A 22,612-nucleotide genomic window follows, 5' to 3' on the forward strand; every position below is an offset into this window, starting at 1 on the left:
TTTATTTGTACTTTTTAGGGTATTCAAAAAAGATAAATTTTGAGTTTTCTTTTGATATATCTTTCCAAGAATTAGTATTAAAATCTACCTCAATAATACCACAAGTTGGAATATTTTCAAAATACTCTTTAGATAAAAAATTTACTAAATCACAAACTCCAGGATTATGACCAAATAAAAAAACTATTTTATTTTTATCTTCTATATTTTGTAAAACTTTTAGAAGATTTTCATAAGGTGCTTCATAAATAGATTTTTCAAATATAAATTTACCTTTAAAATCTAACTCTTTTATAAAATACTCACTTGTTAGTTTTGTTCTAAGTGATGGTGAGCAGATTATCAAATCAGGTTTTATATCTTTTTGTTTTAAAATTTTTGCCATAAAAGGAGCATCTTTTAATCCTCTTTTATTTAAAGCTCTATCAAAATCTTCTAAAAAAGGATTACTCCAATCTGATTTTGCATGTCGAATTAAAACCAACTTTTTCATCTAAATTCTCCAATGTTTTAATCTATCTTTATCTAAATCTTGTTTTACAGTTTTACAAAGTTGTGGAAAAAATTCTAAAAAGTCTTTTTCTAAATGGTGAATATTTTCAACTACAGTTTTTGAATAACTGCTTGCACTATCTCTTTGTAAAAGTCTAGGGGATAATCTTCCATCCATTCTTGAAAAAGAAGTTTTTAGTTGATTTATAGTGTGATATTTATTTAACAAATCTCTTTCTATCATATGTGAAATTGGTAAATTTGCTTGATATGGCATAAAAGGAGTTCTTTTATAAGCTTCATGATAAAAATTATTAGAGAATTTTTTCAAAGGAATATTGCAAAATTTATCCCAATTTTTTGTTAGAAAATAATCATAAGTTAAATCTATGATTATAGGTTTTAATAAACCTTTTTCTCTTAATCTTTTTTTACTTATAGTTACTATTTCATGTTTATCTGTAAAAGAATCAATTTGTTTATGTGTAAACATACCTTTTTTGATCTCTTCATTGGCATTTTCCCAAGCTTTTCCTTTTAATGGATCAGCTAAAAAATTTCCAATTTGAAAATCTATATTTGATTCAGATAAAAATATATGTGCTAACCAATTCAAACATTTTCCTTAGTATTATAATTTATACTTATATAAAATAAAACAAACTTTAAATTTTATAAGTTATAATTATAAAAATATTTAGAAAAAAACATTATTTTTCTTTAGGATTTAGTTTGGCTTTTAACTTTTTAGGTAGATGAGCGAAAACCATAGTGCTATTTTTGATAAATTTATCTTTTTCATAAATTGCAATATCTAAACTCATACTTTCTATCTTAAAATTCAATAGTTTTATAGTTTGATTTCTATCTTCAAAAGATAGATTTTCTTTACTTAAATCTATGATTTTTTTACTTTTTGCCAAAATAAACCTTTTAAATTTTTTCTAATTATAATAAATTAATCTTAATAGGATTTATAATGCAAGAACAAGAGAGTATAAAAGCAATTCCTTCCAATAGATTGCAATTTTTCCCTATAATGATGTTTGCTACAATTATGGGATTAGGTGGTTTGACTTTAGTATATGAAAGAATGAGTAGTGTATTTCTTTTCCCAATGTCAATAGCCACAGTAATGATAGCTATTTCAACAATTTTATTTTTTGTTGTTTTAATTTTTTATAGTTTAAAACTTATTAAATTTAAAGATGAAGTTAAAAAAGAGTTCACACACCCAATAAGAGTAAACTTTTTTGCAGCTTTTTCTATATCTATGTTGATTTTATCTATTGATTTTAGAGCTTATTCTATAAATATATCTGAAATATTTTTTATTTTTGGAGCACTTTTTCATATCTTTTTTACTTATTACACTATTAAATTTTGGATAAATAATAATCTTGAAATACAACACTCAAATCCAGCTTGGTTTATTCCTATTGTTGGAAATCTTATCGTTCCCATTGCTGGAAAAGGTTTTGTTGATGATTCTATTCTTTATTTTTATTTTTCTATTGGAATTTTTTTCTGGATTATTCTATTTTCTATTATTTTAAATAGAATTATTTTTCATAATCAATTTGCACCAAAATTTATGCCAACACTATTTATCTTAATAGCACCTCCTGCTATTGGATTTATTTCATATATAAAATTAACTGGAAATTTAGACTTTTTTGCACAAATTTTATTTAATTTAGGGCTATTTTTTACAATTCTAGTTTTTGTAATGTACAAAAACTTTGTAAAAATTAAATTCTTTATATCATGGTGGGCATTTACTTTTCCGATGGCAGCTGTAAGTTTAAGTGCTATTTTAATGCATGAATTAACTAAATATTGGATATATGAATTACTTGCTTATGTACTTACAACAATTACAACAGTGATTGTTATTTTAGTTGCTATTCAAACTATAAAACATATGAGAAAAAAAGAGATTTGTATTATGGAATAATCAACTTAAAACGATATAATCTAATTCCTATAAAAACAATTTATTGTTTTACATAGAATTTTACTTCTTAAATTTTTTTTAAGAGTTTAAAAAGGATATATTATGGAATTTCGTTATATTGGAAAAAGTGGATTAAGAGTTTCTACTATTTGTATGGGAACTATGACTTTTGGTTCAACTACAACAAAAGAAGAAGCATTCAAAATAATGGATAAAGCTTATGAAAATGGAATAAATTTTTTTGATACAGCTGAGCTTTATCCTGTCCCTCCCAAAGCAAATACAACAGGTATTACTGAACAAATTGTTGGTGAATGGCTAAAAACAAAACCAAGAGATTCAATCATTTTAGCAACAAAGGTTGCTGGTGCTGCTTCTGGTTGGTTTGTCCCTCCAATTCGTCACGGACTTACAGCTATTGATTCTTTTCATATAAAAAGAGCAGTAGAAGGAAGTTTAAGAAAACTTCAAACAGATTATATAGATTTATATCAAATGCATTGGCCTGACACTGTTGTTCCTATTGAAGAGTCATTAAGAGCTTTTGATGAACTTGTAAAAGAAGGAAAAGTACGATATATTGGAACTTCAAATGATAGTGCTTATGGTTTAACAAAAGCAAATGAAGTTGCAAAATATGAAAAACTAGCTAGATTTGAATCTATTCAGAATAATTTTTCTTTATTAAATCCAAGATTTCATGATGAATTAGCAAATGTTTGTAGACGTGAAAATATTTCGCTTTTACCTTATTCTCCAATAGCAGGAGGAGTTTTAAGTGGAAAATATAATAATGATTTTTATCCTTCTGATGCACGATTTACAGCATATACAAACAATCCTAATATAAGAGTTCAAGCAATGGCAAAAAGGTTTGTAAATGATAAGACACTAAATGCAACAGCAAGATATATTGAACTATCACATGAATACGGAATTTCACCTGTTACTTTAGCTGTTGCATATTCAAAACATTTTGATTTTGTTGCTTCAACAATAATTGGTGCAAGAGTTTTAAATCAATTAGATGAGTCAATAAAAGCATTTAATTTTAAGATAAATGATGAACTTTTAGCAAAAATTGAAGAGATTCAAAAGGATATTTTATATCCAATGGGATAAATTATTTTTTTATAAATTTAATCTTTTTTAATGAATATTTCAATAAAATGTAAGTTATTTCCACAAAAGGATAAAGATGAAAGACTTGAGTATTAGTAAAAAATTCACACTAACAAATGTAATAGTTACATTATTAGTTCTTGTTATAGGATATTTTATATTAAATAAGTATAGAAATGATTTAACAAAAGAAGTTTATCAAGATGTAACTACAAACTTAAATTCTTTGAGTAATCAAAGAATAAAAGCTAAATTTGAAGTAGGAATTTCAAATGCAATCTCAATTGCAAATGATTCTTCAATAAAAGAATCATTATCTACAAAAAATAGAGAATTAGCTATATCTACTTTAGCAAATTTATCTTCGAGTATGAAAGAATCTACTCCATTTAAAAATATTCAGGTTCACCTTCATACAAAAGATAATCATTCTTTTTTAAGATCATGGCAACCTACAAAATTTGGAGATGATTTAAGTTCATTTAGAGCAAGTATTGTAAAAGTAAATAAAGATAAAATTGCAGTAAATGGTTTTGAAATAGGAAAAGCAGGATTAAGTTTAAGAGCTGTTGTTCCAGTTTTTGATTCAAATAAAGAGCATGTTGGATCATTAGAATTTATGCAAGGAATAAACTCTGTTGCAATCTCTTTTGATGAAGAGAAAAGAGGTTTCTTGTTATTGATGGATACTTCTTTAGCTATTGCAGATGTAAAAAAAGAAGACACTTTAGATAAATATCTTATTTCACAAAAATTTGTAAACAAAGATTTTTTAGAAGAAACTAAAAAAATAGATTTTAATAAACTTTTAAATAGTAAATATCTTATTACAGACAAGTATTTTTATACTTTTAGTGAAGTAACAGATTTTGAAGGTAAAAAACTTGGTATTGCTTTAGTTGCTGAACCAATTGATTCTGTTAAAAATGCTATTGATCATGCTTCAAATATTATTTGGGTTGCACTTATTATTTTAGTAATTGCTGTTTTAATTATAATGAGTATTTCATTGGTAAATATGAGAAATAATATTTTACTTCCTATATTTAATCTAAAAAATTCAATTGAGAATATCTCAAATAATTCAAATGAAAGAACAAGAATTGAAGTTAAATCAAATGATGAAATAGGAGAAGTTGTAAATAGTTTCAATAACTATTTAGATTCAATTGAAAAAGGCTTAAATCAGGATCAAATAGTTATAGAAGAATCGAGACAAATTATTGAAAAAGTAAATGCTGGTTTATTAAATGATAGAATAAAAGGAAAAGCTAATTCTATTGGTGTAAATTCACTAGTAAATGAAATTAATAGTATGATAGAGAGAATGCAAAAAAATCTTACTATTTTAAGTGAAACATTAATTGCATTATCAACAGCAAAATATGATTATCAAATTCCTCATATTCAAAATGTTACAGGAATAATTGCTTCTTTATTAAGTGGGGCAAAAGTTACTCAATCATCAATCAATGAAATTATGTGTTTAATTGAAAAATCAAATAATGAATTATCATCAAGTTCATCTGAACTTGCAAATGCTTCTAAAAAATTAAGTGATTCATCAAATACGCAAGCAGCATCTTTAGAAGAAACAGCCGCAGCAATTGAAGAGATATCTGCAACAGTTACAAGAAGTAGTGAAAATGCTATTCAAATGGCACAATATGCACAAAATGTTACAAAATCAAGTAATATTGGAAAAGATTTAGCTGAAAAAACAGCTATTTCTATGGATGAAATAAATAATCAAGTAATAGCTATAAATGAAGCAATTTCTGTAATAGATCAAATAGCTTTCCAAACAAATATTCTTTCTTTAAATGCTGCTGTTGAAGCTGCAACTGCTGGTGAAGCTGGAAAAGGTTTTGCTGTTGTTGCTGCTGAAGTAAGAAATCTTGCAAGTAGAAGTGCTGAAGCTGCAAATGAAATAAAAACAATAGTTTCAAATGCAACTATAAAAGCAAAAGAAGGAAAAGATATTACTTCAAAAATGATTGAAGGATATAATGAGTTAAATGAAAATATTGTTGTAACAACAAAATTAATTGCTGATGTAGCAACTGCATCAAAAGAACAACAAAAAGCAATGGCTCAAATAAATGATACAGTTAATTCTTTGGATCAAGCTACTCAACAAAATGCTGCTTTAGCTTCAACTATAAATGATATGGCTACTAAAACTTCAGATTTAGTAACTCATCTTGAAAATACTATAAATCAAACAAGTTTTGATAGAAATGCTCATAAAAGAGTTTGTGATACAGATTTAATAATTGATATAAATAGACTAAAATCTGATCACATAAGTTTTAAGAATACAAATTTTGCTTTATGTAAAGCAGGATTTAAATTTACTGTAAAAAATGATCATGAATGTAATTTAGGTAAATGGATAGATGCAAATGAAAATAAACTTTTTGCAAAAAGTAAAGAGTGGGGTGATTTAAAAGTAGCTCATAAAAAAGTTCATGATTTAGTTCAATCAACTGTAAATTTATATGCAGATGAAAGTAATAATGAAAAAATCTTCTCAACAACTAAAGAAATGGAAGATAATATAGAAATTGTTTTTGATTTATTAAATAAAATTAGAGAGATAAATTGTTCTAATTAAAATTTAAAATTTAGATTTATTTTAGGCTAGAAGTTTTTCTAGCCTTTTTTTATTTTAAAGGATTGTTGTGAACAAAGATAAACAAATACTTCAAGAGGCTTATAAATTAAGATTTGAGTATTATAATTTTTATGAAAATAAAGAACCAGAATGGCATAATAAATACAAAAATCATAAGTTATATGATATTGTTGTTGAAAGTTTTGACTATAAATACAATGAAATAGGAATCATAATGCCAAAACTTTTAGGAAAATTAGTTTAATATCAACTTTTTTTACTCACTAAAACTAGCAAAAGCACCTTCAACACTAGGAATAGTTTTATAATGAGTTTTTGTTAATCTTACATTTTTTGTTTTAAGATCACAAATTGCGATTCTAAAACTAGCTCCCATGACAGGTTCTACAACACAAATAATTTTATCTTCTATTTGTCTTGTCACATAAATAGTACCTTGTAAATCGTGAAAAAAATATTTTGGATAACTTAATGGTGTAATTTCTACAATATCAATAATTTCTGGATTTTCAAGAGTTTGAACTATATCCCTAGCATCATCATAATTTTCAAATTGAATACACCAATCATCAAATTTTTTATTAAAATGTACTAAATCTTCATCTAGAAAACCACCAGCTATTGATTGTAAAGCAAAAATAGACACGAAAAACACCTTTAAATATATACGATTTTAAAAAAGGATTTTAACATATTTAACTTTCTCTTTTTCTTTTTTAAAATAAGTGCACCACCAAATCCTGTATAAATAAGTTCTTTTAAGATACTAAATTTTTATTTATTTAATATCTTTTATTAAGCTAAATATGTTGTTTTATTCCTAATTATAAGTCCAATTGAATTTGATAAAAGATACAATCAAGAAATTACATTAGAAATATATAATAAGGAAAGTTATAATGAAAATTCGTGTTTATTACGAAGATACAGATTGTGGAGGAGTTGTTTATCACTCTAATTATTTTAATTTTTGTGAACGTGCTAGAAGTGAACTTTTTTTTCAAAAAGGTTTATCTCCTCATAATAAAGATGAATTTTTTGTAGTTAAAAGTACAACAGCAGATTGGATAAAACCTGCTATTTTTGGAGATATTTTGGAAATATCTGCAAAATTGGTTGAAAAAAAATCAGCTTCAATTGTAATGTATCAAGAAATTACTAGAGATAATGAAGTTTTATTTAAAGCTACATTTAAATTAGCATTTTTAAAAAATTTCAAACCTTCAAAAATTCCTTTGGATTTTTTTGAATTATTTAATTAGGAAAAAATTATGTTAAAAATTTTATTTATATCTTTGTTTTTGGTTTTAAATTTATATTCAAGTGAAGTTTTTATTCTTCCAAATGACTCAAAAAAAGCCCAAGAACAAATTAGTTCAGCTATATTGGATGCAAAAATAGAGATTTTTATTGCAATGTATAACTTTTCATATAAAAGTTTTGCAAAAGATTTGATAAAAGCCTCAAAAAAAGGTGTACAAGTAACTGTTTTATTTGATGATAAAAAAACAAAAAAAGATGATGAAGTATTGGATTTGTTAAAAGAAAATGGAATAAAAACTATAATCAACAAAGATAAAAATAAAATGCATCTAAAAGTTGCTTTAATTGATTCTTCTAAAGCCATTATTGGAAGTACAAATTGGACAAAAGAGTCATTTGAAGAAAATTATGATTTGATTTATATAACTGATGATAAAAAAGTTATAGATAAGTTAGTTGAATTAAAAGAAATATTTAACTAAAAGCATTAAAATTGTATCATATAAATAAAAATATTTAAAAAGGATTTTTTAGTGTTAGAAATATTTGTTATAGTTTTTTGTATCTATTTTGCATTTAATATTTATACTTCTTTTATGCAAATAGGATTTGTTAAAAATGCAAAAACATTACAAGCTATTATATTAGATTCAGCAAAATATGAAGAGGCTGCAAATTATTCAATAGAAAAAGAGAAACTTGCTATTGTTTCAACTTTTTATGATTTTGTATTGTTTATTTTATGGATTGGGTTTGGATTATCTTATTTAGATTCTTTAGTTCAAGTTGATTCATACTGGTTAAAAGCTGTGATTTTCGTAGATTTATTTATTGTTATAAATTGGTTTTTGACTTTACCTTTTGAACTTTATTCAACTTTTAAATTAAATAAAAAATATGGTTTTTCAAATATGACACCAGCTTTATTTATAAAAGATACAATAAAAACTGGAATATTGTTTTTAGTTTTTGGTTCAATTGTAATTGCAGGAATTTCATTTATTATAAATAGTTTTTCTGCTTGGTGGATTTGGGGATTTGCTTTTATATTTGCTGTTATTATTTTGATAAATATGCTTTATCCAGTAATCAGAGATAAAATGTTTGATAAATTTGAAAAATTAAAAGATAAAGAATTAGAAAAGAAAATAGAAAATCTTTTAGATGAAGTAGGATTTAAAAGTAGTGGAGTTTTTTCTGTAGATGCAAGTAAAAGAGATAATAGATTAAATGCTTATTTTGGTGGATTAGGAAGTACAAAAAGAGTAGTTTTATTTGACACATTGATTGAAAAATTAACACATAATGAATTATTAGCAGTTCTAGGGCATGAATTAGGACACTTTAAAAATGGTGATATTATAAAAAATATTGGAATTATGGGTGTTGTTATGTTTGTATTTTTTGCAATTTTTGGAAATTTACCAGATAAACTATTTTTAGGACTAAATTTACAAAATCAACCTTATGCAATTATAGTTGTATTTTTGATTTTTTCTCCAATATTGTCATTTTTCTTAATGCCTTTAATATCTTTTATTTCAAGACATAATGAATATGCAGCAGATAGTTTTGGTTCAAATTTGGCAACAAAAGAAGATTTAGTAAATGCTTTATTAAAACTTGCAAATGAAAATAAATCATTTCCTTTATCACATCCATTGTATATTTTCTTTTATTATTCTCATCCACCTTTAGTAGAAAGATTTAAAGAGTTAGGATATGATGTTAAAAGTTTAAAATTTAGTGAGAATAAATAGATGTTAAGTGAAGGAATAATTGAGGTAAATTATTTAACATTAATAGTTACTTTTATTGCAATATTATCAGGATTATTGATAATATTGCAATTTTCTAGACAAAAATATGAAAATCAATTAAAAGCTTTACAAGATGAAGCATTACTTAAACTAAAAGCATTAAATGAAAAAATAGAATTAAATCATAGTTCTTATGAAACTCAAATAACTAATCTAAACAATGCCAATAGAAAACTTGAAGAAGAAAAAAAACTTATTAAAGAGAGTTTTGAAGATAAATTAAAGATATTAGAAAAACACGCTTCTCAAATAAATTCAAATACAATAGAAGCTTATGAATTTAAACTTTCAAGCCTTGCAAAAATGTCTGAAGCAAAAGAGAAACAACTTCTTAGAGAGTTTGAAATAAAAGAAGAAAATTTCAATGAAAAAATAACTCTTTTAGAAGAATCAAAAAAACAATTAAAAATAGAGTTTGAAAATCTTGCAAATAAATTATTTGATGAAAATCAAAAAAAATCAAATTTAAATTTAACACAAGTTTTAACTTCATTTAAAGATCAGCTAGAATCTTTTGGAAAAAGAGTAAATGAAATTCATAATGAAGAGACAAAACAAAGAACTTCACTTTTAACAGAGATAAAAAATCTAAAAGATTTAAATAATCAGATTTCAACTGATGCAGTTAATTTAACAAAAGCTTTAAAAGGACAAAATAAAACTCAAGGTGATTGGGGAGAGATGATTTTATCATCAATTTTAGACCAAACTGGACTTAGAGAAGGGAATGAATATACAATTCAAGGCTCATTCAATGACAATGATGGAAAAAGATTAAGACCTGATGTTATTGTTCATTTACCATCAAAAAAAGATATTGTTATTGATTCTAAAGTTTCTTTAAATGCTTATATAAACTATTGTAAAACTGAAAATGAAGAACACAAAGCAACAGCTTCAAAAGAGTTAGTAAAATCAATCACATCTCATATCAAAGCACTTAGTTCTAAAAAATATGAAGAATTAGATGGTGTTAGAACTTTAGATTTTGTATTGATGTTTATTCCTGTTGAAGGTGCTTTTATCCTTGCAACTTCAACTGATGATAATCTATTTAAATTAGCTTTTGAAAATAACATTATGTTAGTTTCTCCTTCAACTTTATATGTTACTTTAAGAACAATAGAAAATATTTGGAGAAATGAACATCAAAATGAAAATGCTTTATTGATTTCTAAAAAAGCAGCTGATTTATATGACAAATTTGCTTCATTTGTAGCTGATATTGAAGATATAGGTGTAAATATAAACAGAACTCAAAAAGCTTATGATAGTGCTATGAATAAACTTACTTTAGGAAATGCAAATCTAATAAAAAGAGCTGAAGAGTTTATAGATTTAGGTGTAAAACCTAAAAAACAAATTTCAAATAAATTGATAAATTCTCAAGAGGAATAAAATATGGAATTAGCAATAACTTTGGCTAATAACTTTTTAGCGTTACTTGATGCAATGGCTATTTATATTTTAGTTGGATTATTGATTGCTGGATTTTTAAAACAAATAGTTCCAGATGATTTTATAATAAAACATCTAGGAAGTGGAAATATAAGTTCAGTTATAAAAGCTACTATTTTTGGAATACCACTTCCCGTTTGTTCTTGTTCTGTTATACCACTTGCTCAAAGTCTTAGAAAAGAGGGTGCTAGTAAAGGTGCAGTGCAGAGTTTTTTGATATCAAGTCCAATAACTGGGGTTGATTCTATTTTAGCAACTTACTCTTTTTTTGGTCTTATTTTTACAATTTATAGAGTTATTTCATCAATTATAATTGCGATTGTTGTAGGAATTATTCAAAATATTTTTGACAAAGATGAAGAAAAAGAGATAAAAAAAGAAGAAGCTTCTTCTTGTTCTTGTCACTGTTCTTGTAGTTCAGAAAAACCAGCTAAAAAAACTTTTTCTATAAAAGAAGTTTTCTCTTACGCTTATGTAACTTTATTTAAAGATATGGTAAAACCACTTTTTATTGGACTTATTTTCGCAACACTTTTTACTTCATTAGCTCCAAAAGAGTATACAAGTCTACTTTTTGAAAATCAATTTTTAACTTATCTTGTAATAATTTTATTTTCAATGCCTTTATATATTTGTGCAACTGCTTCACTTCCAATTGCTGCTGCTTTAATAATAGAAGGTATGAGTCCAGGAGCTGCATTTATACTTTTAAGTGCTGGTCCAGCAACAAGTTTAATAACAATGAGTGTTGTATATAAAAGCTTAGGAAAAACTTCACTAATTATCTATTTAACTATGATTGCTGTTTTATCTTTATTATTTGGTTACTTATTTGACACATTTTTTACAAATGTAAATATATTAAATTTTAGTCTTGAAGAAGAAAGAAGTTCCTTATTATCTCAAATTTCAAGTTTTATTATGCTAGTTTTAATGTCATATTATTTAATAAAACCTTGGTTAAATAGAAAAAAGGTTGATGCATAATGAAATGGGAAGATAATAGAAGAAGTTCAAATATCGAAGATAGAAGAGGTGAAACTGGAGTAAATTTTGGTAGCAATAATAACTCTTTAGCTTTATTGATTCCTATTGTAAAAACACTTTTAGGTACAAAAATAGGAAGAATAATTTTAATAGTTGGAGTTATTGCTTATTTTATGGGATTTAATCCTTTATCTTTGATTGATGGAAATACAACATCAAATAATAGTTCAAATAAAGTAATAAATGAAAAAACAGATGATAAAAGTGCTCAATTTGTAAGTGCAGTTTTAGCTCAAACAGAAGATATTTGGAGCAAAGTTTTTAAAATGTATGATTTAAAGTACGTTGATCCAAAACTTGTATTATTTAGAAATTCAGTAAAAAGTGGTTGTGGATTTGCTTCTTCTCAAACTGGACCATTTTATTGTCCAACTGATGAAAAAGTATATCTTGATTTATCATTTTTTGATGAATTAGCAAAAAGACATGATGCTCCAGGAGATTTTGCACAAGCTTATGTAATAGCTCATGAAATAGGGCATCATGTTCAAAATCTTTTAGGAACTTTAAGCGAAGTTCAAAAAGCAAAACAAAATTTATCAACAACAAAAGAGAATCAACTTCAAGTAAAGGTTGAACTTCAAGCTGATTGTTATGCGGGGCTTTGGGCATATTATTCTAAAAAAGATTTTAACTCTTTAGAAAAAGGTGATATTGAAGAGGCTTTAAATGCAGCAAATGCGATTGGCGATGATACTTTACAAAAAGAAGCAAGAGGATATGTGGTTCCTGATTCTTTTACACATGGAACTTCAGCTCAAAGGATGAGTTGGTTTAAAAAAGGTTTTGATACTGGTGATTTGAATAATTGTAATACTTTTTAATTTTTTATAAATAGTTTAAAAATATTTAAATTATTTAGAATATAAATAGCAATTATTGTAAAAATTGTACCAATAACTATATTATAAGTAATCTTTTCTCCTAAAAATATAGCTCCAATTATAAGAGCTGATGCTGGAACTAAAAATATATATGAAGATACTTCTTTTGCACCTAATTTACTTGCTCCAATAAAATAAATAGATGTTGCAAAAGTTGTACTTAAAATAGTTATAACAAAAATATTAAACCAAAAAATAGAATCAAAGTTTATTATTTTTGTAAACAGTGTATTGTCAACAAAAAATAAATAAAGAGTGAAACTAGAGATTATATAAGTATAAAAAGTAAATACCATAGCATTTATTTTTGTAGCTTTTGCTGTAATTATAGTAAGAATTGGCCATAAAATAGAAGCTATTAAAAAGTATATATTATCTTTTGAAAAAATCTCATTTAAATTAAAATTCCAAATATTTAGCATATTTAAAACTCCAAAAGCTCCAAGTATTAATGCAAAAGAGTGTTTTAAACTAATAGTTTTTTGATTTATTATTGCAATTATTATAAAAGTATTTATTGGAATTAGCGTTGTTACTAAAGCTCCACCAAAGCTTCCTGTTCCATGTTCGACACCCAAAAACATAACAATACTATAAAATGTTAAAACAACAGAAGCAACTAAAATCAAAAGAAAAGATTTAAAATCAAATTTAAATGAAAGTTTATAAAAATATATTATTGGAAACATTGTAATAAAACATATTCCCATTCTTAAAAATACTAATTCATACTCATTTACATAAGTAGTAAGAACTTTTGTACTTATCCAAGATGCTCCCCAAAACACCATGGCAAAAACCATAAGAATATGAAATAGATTTTTAGACATCTATTTTAAATGATTAATTAATAAAATATCTACTAAATCACCAGCTTTTAAATCACCACTATTTTCATCTTGAATCAATAGAGCAGGGCTTTCAAGCATATTTGTTAAAATAGCGCTTGTTCCTTCTTTTTTACCTTTGAAATCTACAAAATATTCACCATTTATATAACTAACATTACAAGCAGTAAATACAGTTTTATCTGTTTTTTTAGGAAAATTTTGAGTTATTTTTGCTTTTATTATTGGTAAAGATTCATTGGAATTTCTAAATTTATAAATTAATGGTAAAACATAAAGTATCGCACAAACAGTTGATGAATAAGCAAATCCAGGAAGAGCAACAATAATTTTTTCATCTTTTGTTGCAATTAAGATATGCATTCCAGGTTTTATTGAAACTCCGTGAAAAAGTATTTTTGCTTTTAATCTGTCTTTAACTACATCTTGTACAAAATCATAATCACCAACACTAACTCCACCAGTTGTCACAACAATATCAGCTTTTTGTAAAGCAGTTTCAAATAAGCTTGTAATAGAATCAATATCATCTTTTACTACACCCATTTGTAAAATATTTGCACCATTACTTTTAAATAATGCTTCCAAAGTTAAATGATTAGAGCTTCTTATTTGAGCTTCGTTTGTTTGTATTTCACCTAAATCTAAAACTTCACTTCCTGTACTTGCTATGGCAATTGTAGGATTTACAATAACATTGATTTGAGAAATATTTAATGATGCTAAAACACCAATTTCTGCAAAACCAATAATAGTTCCTTTTTTGATTAAAACTTCATCTTTTTTATAGTTTTCACCAATATCACGAACTGCAAAACCAAAAGGAACCTCTTTTTTTATTTTAATTTTATTATCAAATACTTCAACATTTTCTATTGGAATTAAAGTATCACTTCCTTTTGGCATAAGTGAACCTGTAAATGTTTTTATACATTTTTCTGATGTAACTTCTACTTCAACTACACTACCAGCAGGATTTTTTGCAATTATTTCTAAAAATTCACTTTTTAAATCTTCAAATTTTATGGCATATCCATCCATCGCTGAAGTTGGAAATTCAGGACTATTATGTGATGCAATTACGTCATTTGCAATAACTTTTCCAATTGCATTTGTGATAAATAGTTTTTGTGTTGTAGCATTGTTTAATTGAATATTATTTATTATTTCAATTGATTTTTTATAATTTATAAAATTTCTCATATTTACTTTTATTATTTATTTAATTGATTATATTTATATACCATTATTTGTTCAAATAACATATCCGCAAAACCTTTTGGTAGATTACTATTTGATTTCTCAACAGATAATATAACTTTTCTTATTTGATCTTCTGTCATATTTACTGCAAATGGTAAAATAGTCTCTTGGATTTTTTGTTTAAACTCTTTTTCTTCTTCTAATGTCATTTTGAATCTTTGTATAATATTTATGAAATTATATATTTTTTATCTAAAATTAGAGTAAAATTTTCTCTATACTTTAAATTTAGTGAATATAGTTGCCATAATAACATAATAAAAGGATTTTCTATTGGAAATAAAAATTGCAACAGAAGAAGAAATAAAATATTGTTATAAAATAATGCATCAAATTAAAAAAGAGTTATCAGAAAAAGATTTTTTAAAGAGTATCTCTTTACAGATTAAAAGTGGTTATAAACTGGCATATATTACTGATAATAATCAAATCATTTGTGTCGTAGGATTTTCAATAAGAGAAAAACTTGCTTGGGGAAAACATATCTATATCGATGATTTTGTGACTGATAAAAGTGTTAAATCATCTGATGCTGCAAAAGCTTTATTGAATTTTATAAAAATCTATGCAAAACAACAAAATTGTACATCAATTCATCTTGATTCTTCTGTCCATAGACATGAAGCACATAAATTCTATTTGAATCAAGATATGAAAATTGATTCTTACCATTTTAGTTTTGATGTAAAATAGTATTAAAACTTTTTTGATATAATCACAAAAAAATTATAGGAATAATATATTGGTTGAATTAAGTAAAAAAATTTCTACAATAGTTGGAAAAACTAATGCAGAATATGGATTAATAAAAGAGGGTGATAGAATATTAGTTGGATTTTCTGGTGGAAAAGATTCTTTAACATTAATTCATACATTAAATAGATTAAAAAAAGTCGCTCCATACAATTTTGAATTTAAGGCTGTAACTGTAACTTATGGTATGGGTGAACAAGTTGAGTTTTTAAGCAACCATTGTAAAGAACATGGAATTGAACATCAAATAATTGATACACAAATTTTTGAATTGGCTGGTGAAAAAATCAGAAAAAATTCCTCTTTTTGTTCATTCTTTTCAAGAATGAGAAGAGGATATTTATATTCAACAGCTCAAGAGCAAGGATATAACAAAGTAGCTTTAGGACACCATCTAGATGATGCAATGGAATCATTTTTTATGAACTTCTTCTATAATGGAACTATGCGTTCTATGCCTCCCATTTATAAAGCTGAAAATGGTTTAGAAGTTATTCGACCTTTGATTTTTTGTAGAGAGAGACAATTACGTGCATTTGCAAATACAAATGAAATCAATGTAATTGGTGATGAAGCTTGTCCTGGATTAAGATTTGATGTAAAAATGCCACATGCAAGAGCTACTACAAAAGAATTATTAGCTAAACTTGAAGAAGAAAATCCAAAAATCTTTGTTTCAATGAAAGCAGCTTTTAGTAATATCCAATTATCAACATTCTTTTATAAAGATTTAAAAGAATTAACGGATGAAGTAACTGAAGAAGATAATACTATATGAAAATATTAATATCTTCTTGTTTATTGGGAGAAGATGTTAGATATGATGGAAATAATTCATCTATAGCATTTAATCCGAAATTTTCATTCTCACTAAAAGAACTATTTATGGATATTTTATGTGAAAATGAAATTTATTCATTTTGTCCTGAAGTTGCTGGTGGATTATCAATTCCAAGAATTCCAGCTGAAATAGTAAAAAATGATAAACCTTTTATTGTTAAAAATCAAGAAGGACTGGATATAACAATAAATTTTTTATTAGGTGCAAAAAAAGCTTTAGATATTTGTAAAGATGAAAATATCAAAGTTGCACTTTTAAAGGCAAATTCTCCTTCTTGTGGAAATATCAATATATATGATGGAACTTTTTCTAATAATTTAATAGCCGGACAAGGTTTAACAGCAAAATTACTTGAAGAAAATGGAATTATGGTATTTAATGAAACTCAATTAAAAGAGTTAAATAAGTTTATAAAAACTAATAAATAGTTCTTATAAACTTTCATTTACAAGATTTGATAGTCTAAGTGGATCTAAAGCTCCTGAAACTCTCTTTTTCTCAATACCATTTTTATAAACTATTAATGTAGGAATAGATTTTATATTAAATCTTCCTGCTAAATTTTGATGTGATTCTGTATTAACTTTTACAAAAAGTGCTTTCAAAGGATATTTTTTTGAAACTTCACTAAAAATTGGAGCAAACATTTTACAAGGTCCACACCAAGGTGCCCAAAAATCAACAATTACTGGAATTTCTGAATTTACAATTACATGATCAAAATTTGATTCATCTACTTCTATAGGTGATGTATCAAGTAATGATTTTTTACAAGCTCCACAATTTGCTTTTGAATAACTATCTTTAAAAGGAATGGCATTTATTTTTAAACAATGAGGACAAACTATATTTATTTTTGACATTTTCAAGCCTTAATATTTAATAACATATCTGAAACAGCATTTTGCGTTTCTATACTTTTTGCATTTGCAGAATATGAAATAACTTCTGGAATTTGTCCTACAATAGAATCTATTAAATCTGCACTTACTTCTTGAAACTCTGGATCTGCAACTGTATTTGCAACTCTTGCAATATTTGTTGCCATATCATTTATTTGTAATTCTGAAGCTATCATCGAATTTAAATTATTATCAATTCTCATAAGTAAATCCTTGTTTTAAACTTTCTAATAACATTTTATTCCTAAGTTCAAATCATAAATGCATAATTTCTGAAGAAAAGGTGTAAGTGGGGTTAACAAATATTTTGTTATCCTTATTTCGCCAAAAACAGGAAAAATATTTATGCGAAAATTCACACAGTTAACCCTAAAAGTAAGATATCAAATATCTGCTTACACTAAAGTTGGATACACTCAAATTCAAATAGCAAATACTTTAGGTATTTCACAATCCACTGTTAGTAGAGAGATAAAGAGAAATAGTTCTGAAGGTATTTATAAACCAGAACTTGCTGAACAGTTTAGTTTCTATAGACACAAATATAAATCAAAGCATTTAAAGCTTACTAGAAAAGTAATGAATTACATCAAAGATAAATTAAAATTAGATTGGTCTCCTGAACAAATATCAGGAGTAATGAAATTACAAAAGCTTTCTTATGTATCACATGAAACTATTTATCAATATATCTACAAAAATAAATGCCATGGTGGAAAGTTATATTTAATGCTACGTCATAAAAACAAAAAGTATCACAAGAGAGGAAATGACTATAACTCTAGAGGAATTATTAAAAATAGAGTATCAATTGAGAAAAGACCAAAAGTTGTTGAATACAAAAAAAGAGTTGGTGATTTTGAAATTGATACAGTCATTGGTAAAAACCATATTGGAGCATTAGTTACAATAGTTGATAGAGCAACAAAGTTTACTCTCATCAAAAAAGTTGATTCTAAGAAAGCTGATGTGGTTACACAAGCTTTAATTGATATGCTTTATCCAATAAAAGCAATTACTCATACAATTACTTCTGATAATGGTAAAGAGTTTGCTTATCATGAAGAAGTATCAAAAGCTTTAGATACAAAGTTTTACTTTGCAAATCCATATCATTCATGGGAAAGAGGATTAAATGAACATACAAATGGTTTAATACGTCAGTATTTACCAAAACAAACAGATTTCACTAAAGTCAAAAGAAGAGAAATTAGAGAAATACAAAACAGGTTAAATAACAGACCTAGAAAATCTCTTGGTTACAAAACTCCATCTGAGGTTTTTTATGCTAAAGTTGCAAAAGTTTTAACAGCTTAGTTTGGTGAATTTATGCATTTATCTCTTGAATTGGCGATTTAAATTTGCAGTTTGTGCAATACTTGCATCTGCACCACTTAAAGAACTAACAGAACTAGATGCTTTTTTTAATTGTTCAAGTTTTACTTTAGCACTTTGTGAATTTTCTGGTATAGATGTATCAAATCTAACACTTCCACCCATCGCATATAATTTTCCATCTGGTCCAACTTGATAATTATAATTTATTGCACTTGTTGTAGTCGCACCTGATGCATGAGTTTGTTCATGAGTTCTTACTTCATTATCTTTATTTTTAAATTTATTTAAAACTCGTTGATAATCATTTTCATCATAATTTTTTTCACCAAGAGTTACTAAATCGTTCTTTTCAAAAGTTGATTTTTCATTCTCTTTTTTGTCAATATTTGATAATTGACTTTTTTTAAGAGATAATTCTTGATAAATTGATGATATATTTAGATAATTATCAGTTATTTCCAAAAGTAATCCATTTTTTCTTTCATTTTAACAAAAAAGAATGAAAATGTAAATAAAAGATTTACTTTTATTTGGATAAAATAACTAAATGATATACAAGTTTTTAAAGTCTACAACATTAAAACTGTTAATGCTCGTATGTACAGTTCTTGCTACATTAATAGTTTCTGCTTTACTATTTTATAGCCAAATAGATGAATTAAAAAAGCAAATTGACAATATCTATTTTGGAAATCTAATTCCTATTATAAAACTTCAAATTATTTCAGATAATTATCAAGAAATAGCAAATTGTAGAAAAGTAAAATATAATTGTGATTTTAAAAAAGAAGAAGAAATTATATTACAAGAATGGGACTATTATTTTAAATCATATAAAAATAATGATGAAAGAATAGTTGTTGATACAATTAATGATGAAATATTAAATTCATTTAAAGAAAATAAATACAATTTATTTGTCAATATTTTAAAAAGAATTGATTTTCTAATAAAATATGAAACACAACAAGCCTTTAAACAAAGAAAAGCTTTTTTAGATGATTATGAGCAAATGAAAAATTATCTATTTTATAATATAGTTTTAATTCTAATTTTGTCATTTGTTGTTATCGCTTATATTATTTTACAGGTTATAAAAAAAGACAGACAATTAACTATTTTAAATAAAAGATATAAAATAGATTCTATTACAGATTCAATGACAAAACTTTATAATAGAAAATATTTTGATACGATTTTTGATAATATGCCATTTATTGCAAATGCAAATAATTGGCAATGTGCTTTTATAATGATTGATATAGATTATTTTAAACAATATAATGATACATATGGTCACGACTCGGGAGATGTGACTTTAAAAAAAGTTGCAAATAATTTAAAAGAATATTTTAATAAAAAATATGAATTTGTATTTAGATTAGGTGGTGAAGAATTTGGAGTAATTTTATTTGATATTGATTTAAATATTTTAGAAAATTGCCTAAAAGATATGAATAAACGAATTATCGAATTACAAATTGAGCATAAAAATAGTAAAATACTCGATGTTGTTTCTATTTCGATGGGAGCTATAATATATGAGCCAAATTCATATATTTCAGCAAACAAACTTTATAAATTTGCAGATGAATGCTTATATAAGTCAAAAGAAAATGGAAGAAATCAATATCATATATATAACAAAGGGAAAGAATGAGTTTTTTGTTTAATAAATACAATCACTTTAATTTAGCAAATATAGTGACTTTTTTTAATATTGCATCAGGACTATTTGCAATTTATTTTCTAACACACCATCAATTTTTTGCAGCAGCATTATTTGCATGGCTTGCAGGAGGATTTGATATATTTGATGGAAAAATTGCGAGAAAATATAATCTTTCTACTCAATTTGGTATTCAGTTAGATTCATTTGCAGATTTTTTATCATTTGTAATTGTTCCATCAATGTTTATCTATTTTGCAATAATTGATACAAAAGAACCTTTTTTAAGTGTTCCTTTAATTATTTTTGCATTCGTTTATTATGTAATTTCAGGATTAAGAAGATTAATTCAATTTAATATCAATGCAGATGAAGGTAAAGTAGAAAAATATTTTACAGGTGTTCCAACTCCTTTAGGTGCTATTTTATTGTGGATTGTTTATTTGATTTTTTTAACAGGATTTATATCTGAAACTTTTGTTCTTTTTATGATGATAATTATAGGTTATTTACTAAATTCAAAAGTTAAAATTCCTCATTTATAAGAAAACCTATGAATAATGAAATTGTTAGTGTTGATTTAGGTTCAAACTCTTTTAGAGTTTTAAAATATGATTGTTTAAATCATAAAATCGTTTTAGAATATAATGAAGTTGTTGGAATGGCTGATGGGCTAGTAGATACTGGGATTATTTCAAAAGAAGCAATGCTAAGAGTAGTAAGTGCAATTAAACATTCGAGTGAAGTTCTAAATTATAAACCTGAAAATGCAGTTTGTGTTACAACAGCAGCTATGAGAAAAGCAAAGAATAGTAAAGAAGTTTTAGAATTTTTCAAAAATGAAACGGGAATAAATTTTGAAATAATAAATGGCGATGAAGAAGCAAGACTTACTTTACTTGCCGTTAAGTATGCTTTAAAAAGAGAAAATATTAATTCAGATAATTTTATACTTCTTGATATTGGTGGTGGTTCTACTGAAATTATTGTAAATACTAAAGATAAATATAGTGCAAAAAGTTTTGATTTTGGTATTGTTACAATGACTCAAAAATTTTTAAAAAATCATGACTTACATAATGATTTAGAAAATAAAAAAATAGAAATAAAACAATTTTTAGATTTACTAAATTTGGATTTATCAAATTATAGTTTTGTTGCAACCGCTGGAACTCCTACAACAATAGCAGCTATTAAATTAGGACAAGATTTTTTCTCTTATGATAGAAATATTGTAAATGGAGCAATTGTTAATTTAGAAGATTTAGCAAATAGTTTAGATATTTTTAAAAACTCTTCAAAAGAAGAAATTGCAAGACTTGTTGGTCGTGGTAGAGTTGAATTTATTGAAGTTGGAATTTTTATTTATAAAGCGATTTTTGAAGTTTTAAATAAAAAAGAATCGATAGTTTTAGACGATGGATTAAGAGAAGGTGTAGCTATAAACTACTGTTTAACAAAGTGTAAAAATTAAGAAAGTAATCTTACACTTTGCTCTTGAACTATATTTGCTTGAGAAGCAGCTAAATAACCTGCATTTGCATTTACATTAGATTTTGAGAAATCAGTTGATTCTCTTCCAAAATCTTTATTTTTGTTCATTTTATTTTCATTATATAGATTATTTTGTTCTTTTATATTTTCTAATGCTTTTTCTTCGAGTTGTTTACTAAACTGAGAAAATTGATTAGAAATACTATCTAATTGACTTGAAGAAGATGATACTTTATTTAAAGCATTGTTCAAATTTTCATTATTATTTAAATCACTATTATTTATAGTTTCAAAAATATCATTAGCAAAATTTGTTGTATTTGGTTTTGACATTGTAAAATTTTCTGAACTTGTATTTATATCAATTGTTGTTTTATCATCATAAAAATCATTAGCCAATAATGATTCATTTTTGTATTTTGTTTCATAAGCTGTTTGATTAAAATTTCTTAAATCTTCATTTATACTTTGTTTTATATCATTTTTATTTTCTAAATTATTTGTATTTTCAAGTTTATTTTGAACGTTTTTCAAAAATTCTTGCTGTTTTTCAATTCCATTTTGTGCAATTTTTGAAATTGCTATTCCATCATTTAAAGACTGAACATTTAAAGATAATTCATCTCTTTGTTTATTATAATTATTGATATTTAAATTTAAAGCTTCTTTTTCAGAATCACTAATTTTATATTTTGAAGAAGTTTTTTCTAATTGCAGTGAAGAAGTGTTTAAATTAGAAAGCGTATTATTATTTATAGCGTTTACATCCATATTTACTCCTTAAAAATAGTTACTTTTATTATATCAAAAAATATTGAGTTTT

28 protein-coding genes are annotated in these 22,612 nt (G+C 25.2%); 17 read left to right on the top strand and 11 right to left on the bottom strand.

Annotated features, from left to right (window positions below; translation table 11 throughout):
• Position 1 precedes the first annotated feature (1 nt).
• From ABLL_RS07460 to ABLL_RS07470, 3 genes are all read right to left on the bottom strand, one after another.
• Positions 2 to 493, bottom strand: coding sequence for a histidine phosphatase family protein (locus ABLL_RS07460; protein WP_014474180.1), 492 nt, complete (start codon positions 491 to 493; stop codon positions 2 to 4).
• Positions 494 to 1,108, bottom strand: coding sequence for an ACP phosphodiesterase (locus ABLL_RS07465; RefSeq protein ID WP_014474181.1), 615 nt, complete (start codon positions 1,106 to 1,108; stop codon positions 494 to 496).
• A gap of 94 nt (positions 1,109 to 1,202) precedes the next feature.
• Positions 1,203 to 1,415 carry a hypothetical protein gene (locus tag ABLL_RS07470; protein WP_014474182.1) on the bottom strand — a complete coding sequence of 71 codons (213 nt, stop codon included), beginning with the start codon at positions 1,413 to 1,415 and terminating at the stop codon, positions 1,203 to 1,205.
• A gap of 56 nt (positions 1,416 to 1,471) precedes the next feature.
• On the opposite strand from ABLL_RS07470, the gene ABLL_RS07475 reads away from it, so the two are divergent.
• From ABLL_RS07475 to ABLL_RS07490, 4 genes are all read left to right on the top strand, one after another.
• Complete coding sequence (locus ABLL_RS07475) at positions 1,472 to 2,449, top strand: SLAC1 anion channel family protein (protein ID WP_014474183.1); 978 nt, start codon at positions 1,472 to 1,474, stop codon at positions 2,447 to 2,449.
• 102 nt (positions 2,450 to 2,551) lie between these two features.
• Positions 2,552 to 3,571 carry an aldo/keto reductase gene (locus ABLL_RS07480; protein ID WP_014474184.1) on the top strand — a complete coding sequence of 340 codons (1,020 nt, stop codon included), beginning with the start codon at positions 2,552 to 2,554 and terminating at the stop codon, positions 3,569 to 3,571.
• Positions 3,572 to 3,647: 76 nt separating this feature from the next.
• Positions 3,648 to 6,188 carry a methyl-accepting chemotaxis protein gene (locus ABLL_RS07485; protein ID WP_014474185.1) on the top strand — a complete coding sequence of 847 codons (2,541 nt, stop codon included), beginning with the start codon at positions 3,648 to 3,650 and terminating at the stop codon, positions 6,186 to 6,188.
• 67 nt (positions 6,189 to 6,255) lie between these two features.
• Complete coding sequence (locus tag ABLL_RS07490) at positions 6,256 to 6,453, top strand: hypothetical protein (RefSeq protein ID WP_014474186.1); 198 nt, start codon at positions 6,256 to 6,258, stop codon at positions 6,451 to 6,453.
• A 12-nt stretch (positions 6,454 to 6,465) separates the two neighbouring features.
• Here the strand turns inward: ABLL_RS07490 and ABLL_RS07495 are convergent, their stop codons facing one another.
• Complete coding sequence (locus ABLL_RS07495) at positions 6,466 to 6,855, bottom strand: hypothetical protein (RefSeq protein ID WP_014474187.1); 390 nt, start codon at positions 6,853 to 6,855, stop codon at positions 6,466 to 6,468.
• A 253-nt stretch (positions 6,856 to 7,108) separates the two neighbouring features.
• Here ABLL_RS07495 and ABLL_RS07500 point away from each other — a divergent pair, with 253 nt between their 5' ends.
• Genes ABLL_RS07500 through ABLL_RS07525 form a run of 6 tightly spaced genes read left to right on the top strand, consistent with a single transcriptional unit; the run spans position 7,109 to position 12,621 of the window.
• Positions 7,109 to 7,471 carry a YbgC/FadM family acyl-CoA thioesterase gene (locus tag ABLL_RS07500; RefSeq protein WP_014474188.1) on the top strand — a complete coding sequence of 121 codons (363 nt, stop codon included), beginning with the start codon at positions 7,109 to 7,111 and terminating at the stop codon, positions 7,469 to 7,471.
• Between the two features lie 9 nt (positions 7,472 to 7,480).
• The gene (locus ABLL_RS07505) at positions 7,481 to 7,954 is read left to right on the top strand and encodes a phospholipase D-like domain-containing protein (RefSeq protein WP_014474189.1); all 474 of its coding nucleotides are present in this window, start codon (positions 7,481 to 7,483) and stop codon (positions 7,952 to 7,954) included.
• 51 nt (positions 7,955 to 8,005) lie between these two features.
• A complete protein-coding gene (locus ABLL_RS07510; protein ID WP_014474190.1) occupies positions 8,006 to 9,232 on the top strand; it encodes a M48 family metallopeptidase in 1,227 nt (408 codons plus the stop codon).
• Positions 9,233 to 10,690 carry a DNA recombination protein RmuC gene (rmuC, locus tag ABLL_RS07515; protein WP_014474191.1) on the top strand — a complete coding sequence of 486 codons (1,458 nt, stop codon included), beginning with the start codon at positions 9,233 to 9,235 and terminating at the stop codon, positions 10,688 to 10,690. It begins immediately after the preceding gene.
• 3 nt (positions 10,691 to 10,693) lie between these two features.
• Positions 10,694 to 11,737 (top strand): SO_0444 family Cu/Zn efflux transporter, encoded by a 1,044-nt coding sequence (locus ABLL_RS07520; protein ID WP_014474192.1) that lies wholly within the window; start codon positions 10,694 to 10,696, stop codon positions 11,735 to 11,737.
• Positions 11,737 to 12,621, top strand: a complete 885-nt coding sequence (locus ABLL_RS07525; RefSeq protein ID WP_014474193.1) for a neutral zinc metallopeptidase — start codon at positions 11,737 to 11,739, stop codon at positions 12,619 to 12,621. The genes ABLL_RS07520 and ABLL_RS07525 overlap by 1 nt, the downstream gene beginning before the upstream one ends.
• Here ABLL_RS07525 and ABLL_RS07530 read toward each other — a convergent pair.
• From ABLL_RS07530 to ABLL_RS07540, 3 genes are read right to left on the bottom strand one after another with little or no spacing between them, the layout of a single operon-like run.
• Entirely contained in the window at positions 12,618 to 13,511 is an 894-nt protein-coding gene (locus tag ABLL_RS07530) for a DMT family transporter (RefSeq protein ID WP_041654768.1), read from the bottom strand. The genes ABLL_RS07525 and ABLL_RS07530 overlap by 4 nt on opposite strands.
• Positions 13,512 to 14,732, bottom strand: a complete 1,221-nt coding sequence (locus ABLL_RS07535) for a molybdopterin molybdotransferase MoeA (RefSeq protein WP_014474195.1) — start codon at positions 14,730 to 14,732, stop codon at positions 13,512 to 13,514.
• 11 nt (positions 14,733 to 14,743) lie between these two features.
• Positions 14,744 to 14,941: a hypothetical protein gene (locus ABLL_RS07540; protein ID WP_014474196.1), complete on the bottom strand. Its 198-nt coding sequence runs from the start codon at positions 14,939 to 14,941 to the stop codon at positions 14,744 to 14,746.
• Positions 14,942 to 15,065: 124 nt separating this feature from the next.
• Between ABLL_RS07540 and ABLL_RS07545 the strand changes: the two genes are divergently transcribed.
• From ABLL_RS07545 to ABLL_RS07555, 3 genes are read left to right on the top strand one after another with little or no spacing between them, the layout of a single operon-like run.
• A complete protein-coding gene (locus ABLL_RS07545; RefSeq protein ID WP_014474197.1) occupies positions 15,066 to 15,485 on the top strand; it encodes a GNAT family N-acetyltransferase in 420 nt (139 codons plus the stop codon).
• A 49-nt stretch (positions 15,486 to 15,534) separates the two neighbouring features.
• The gene (locus ABLL_RS07550) at positions 15,535 to 16,323 is read left to right on the top strand and encodes a tRNA 2-thiocytidine(32) synthetase TtcA (RefSeq protein WP_014474198.1); all 789 of its coding nucleotides are present in this window, start codon (positions 15,535 to 15,537) and stop codon (positions 16,321 to 16,323) included.
• Positions 16,320 to 16,814: a DUF523 domain-containing protein gene (locus ABLL_RS07555; protein WP_014474199.1), complete on the top strand. Its 495-nt coding sequence runs from the start codon at positions 16,320 to 16,322 to the stop codon at positions 16,812 to 16,814. Before ABLL_RS07550 ends, ABLL_RS07555 begins: the two co-directional genes overlap by 4 nt.
• A gap of 3 nt (positions 16,815 to 16,817) precedes the next feature.
• On the opposite strand, the gene trxC is transcribed toward ABLL_RS07555, so the two are convergent.
• Entirely contained in the window at positions 16,818 to 17,249 is a 432-nt protein-coding gene (trxC, locus tag ABLL_RS07560) for a thioredoxin TrxC (RefSeq protein WP_014474200.1), read from the bottom strand.
• Between the two features lie 2 nt (positions 17,250 to 17,251).
• Complete coding sequence (locus ABLL_RS07565; protein WP_014474201.1) at positions 17,252 to 17,491, bottom strand: hypothetical protein; 240 nt, start codon at positions 17,489 to 17,491, stop codon at positions 17,252 to 17,254.
• A gap of 142 nt (positions 17,492 to 17,633) precedes the next feature.
• Between ABLL_RS07565 and ABLL_RS07570 the strand changes: the two genes are divergently transcribed.
• Positions 17,634 to 18,605, top strand: a complete 972-nt coding sequence (locus ABLL_RS07570) for an IS30 family transposase (RefSeq protein ID WP_014473003.1) — start codon at positions 17,634 to 17,636, stop codon at positions 18,603 to 18,605.
• Positions 18,606 to 18,623: 18 nt separating this feature from the next.
• Here the strand turns inward: ABLL_RS07570 and ABLL_RS07575 are convergent, their stop codons facing one another.
• Positions 18,624 to 19,088, bottom strand: coding sequence for a putative metalloprotease CJM1_0395 family protein (locus tag ABLL_RS07575; protein WP_014474202.1), 465 nt, complete (start codon positions 19,086 to 19,088; stop codon positions 18,624 to 18,626).
• Between the two features lie 127 nt (positions 19,089 to 19,215).
• Between ABLL_RS07575 and ABLL_RS07580 the strand changes: the two genes are divergently transcribed.
• The 3 genes from ABLL_RS07580 to ABLL_RS07590 are packed head-to-tail and all read left to right on the top strand — an operon-like array spanning position 19,216 to position 21,769.
• Positions 19,216 to 20,286 (top strand): GGDEF domain-containing protein, encoded by a 1,071-nt coding sequence (locus tag ABLL_RS07580; RefSeq protein WP_014474203.1) that lies wholly within the window; start codon positions 19,216 to 19,218, stop codon positions 20,284 to 20,286.
• Complete coding sequence (locus ABLL_RS07585) at positions 20,283 to 20,840, top strand: phosphatidylcholine/phosphatidylserine synthase (RefSeq protein ID WP_014474204.1); 558 nt, start codon at positions 20,283 to 20,285, stop codon at positions 20,838 to 20,840. The genes ABLL_RS07580 and ABLL_RS07585 overlap by 4 nt, the downstream gene beginning before the upstream one ends.
• 8 nt (positions 20,841 to 20,848) lie before the next feature.
• On the top strand, positions 20,849 to 21,769 hold the full coding sequence (locus ABLL_RS07590) for an exopolyphosphatase (protein ID WP_014474205.1): 921 nt from the start codon (positions 20,849 to 20,851) through the stop codon (positions 21,767 to 21,769).
• On the opposite strand, the gene ABLL_RS07595 is transcribed toward ABLL_RS07590, so the two are convergent.
• Complete coding sequence (locus ABLL_RS07595) at positions 21,766 to 22,560, bottom strand: hypothetical protein (RefSeq protein WP_014474206.1); 795 nt, start codon at positions 22,558 to 22,560, stop codon at positions 21,766 to 21,768. The two genes, ABLL_RS07590 and ABLL_RS07595, sit on opposite strands and share 4 nt — an antisense overlap.
• Between the last annotated feature and the right edge of the window lie 52 nt (positions 22,561 to 22,612).

It is taken from the genome of Arcobacter sp. L, from assembly GCF_000284235.1.
In the GTDB taxonomy this organism is placed as follows: Bacteria; Campylobacterota; Campylobacteria; order Campylobacterales; family Arcobacteraceae; genus Aliarcobacter; species Aliarcobacter defluvii.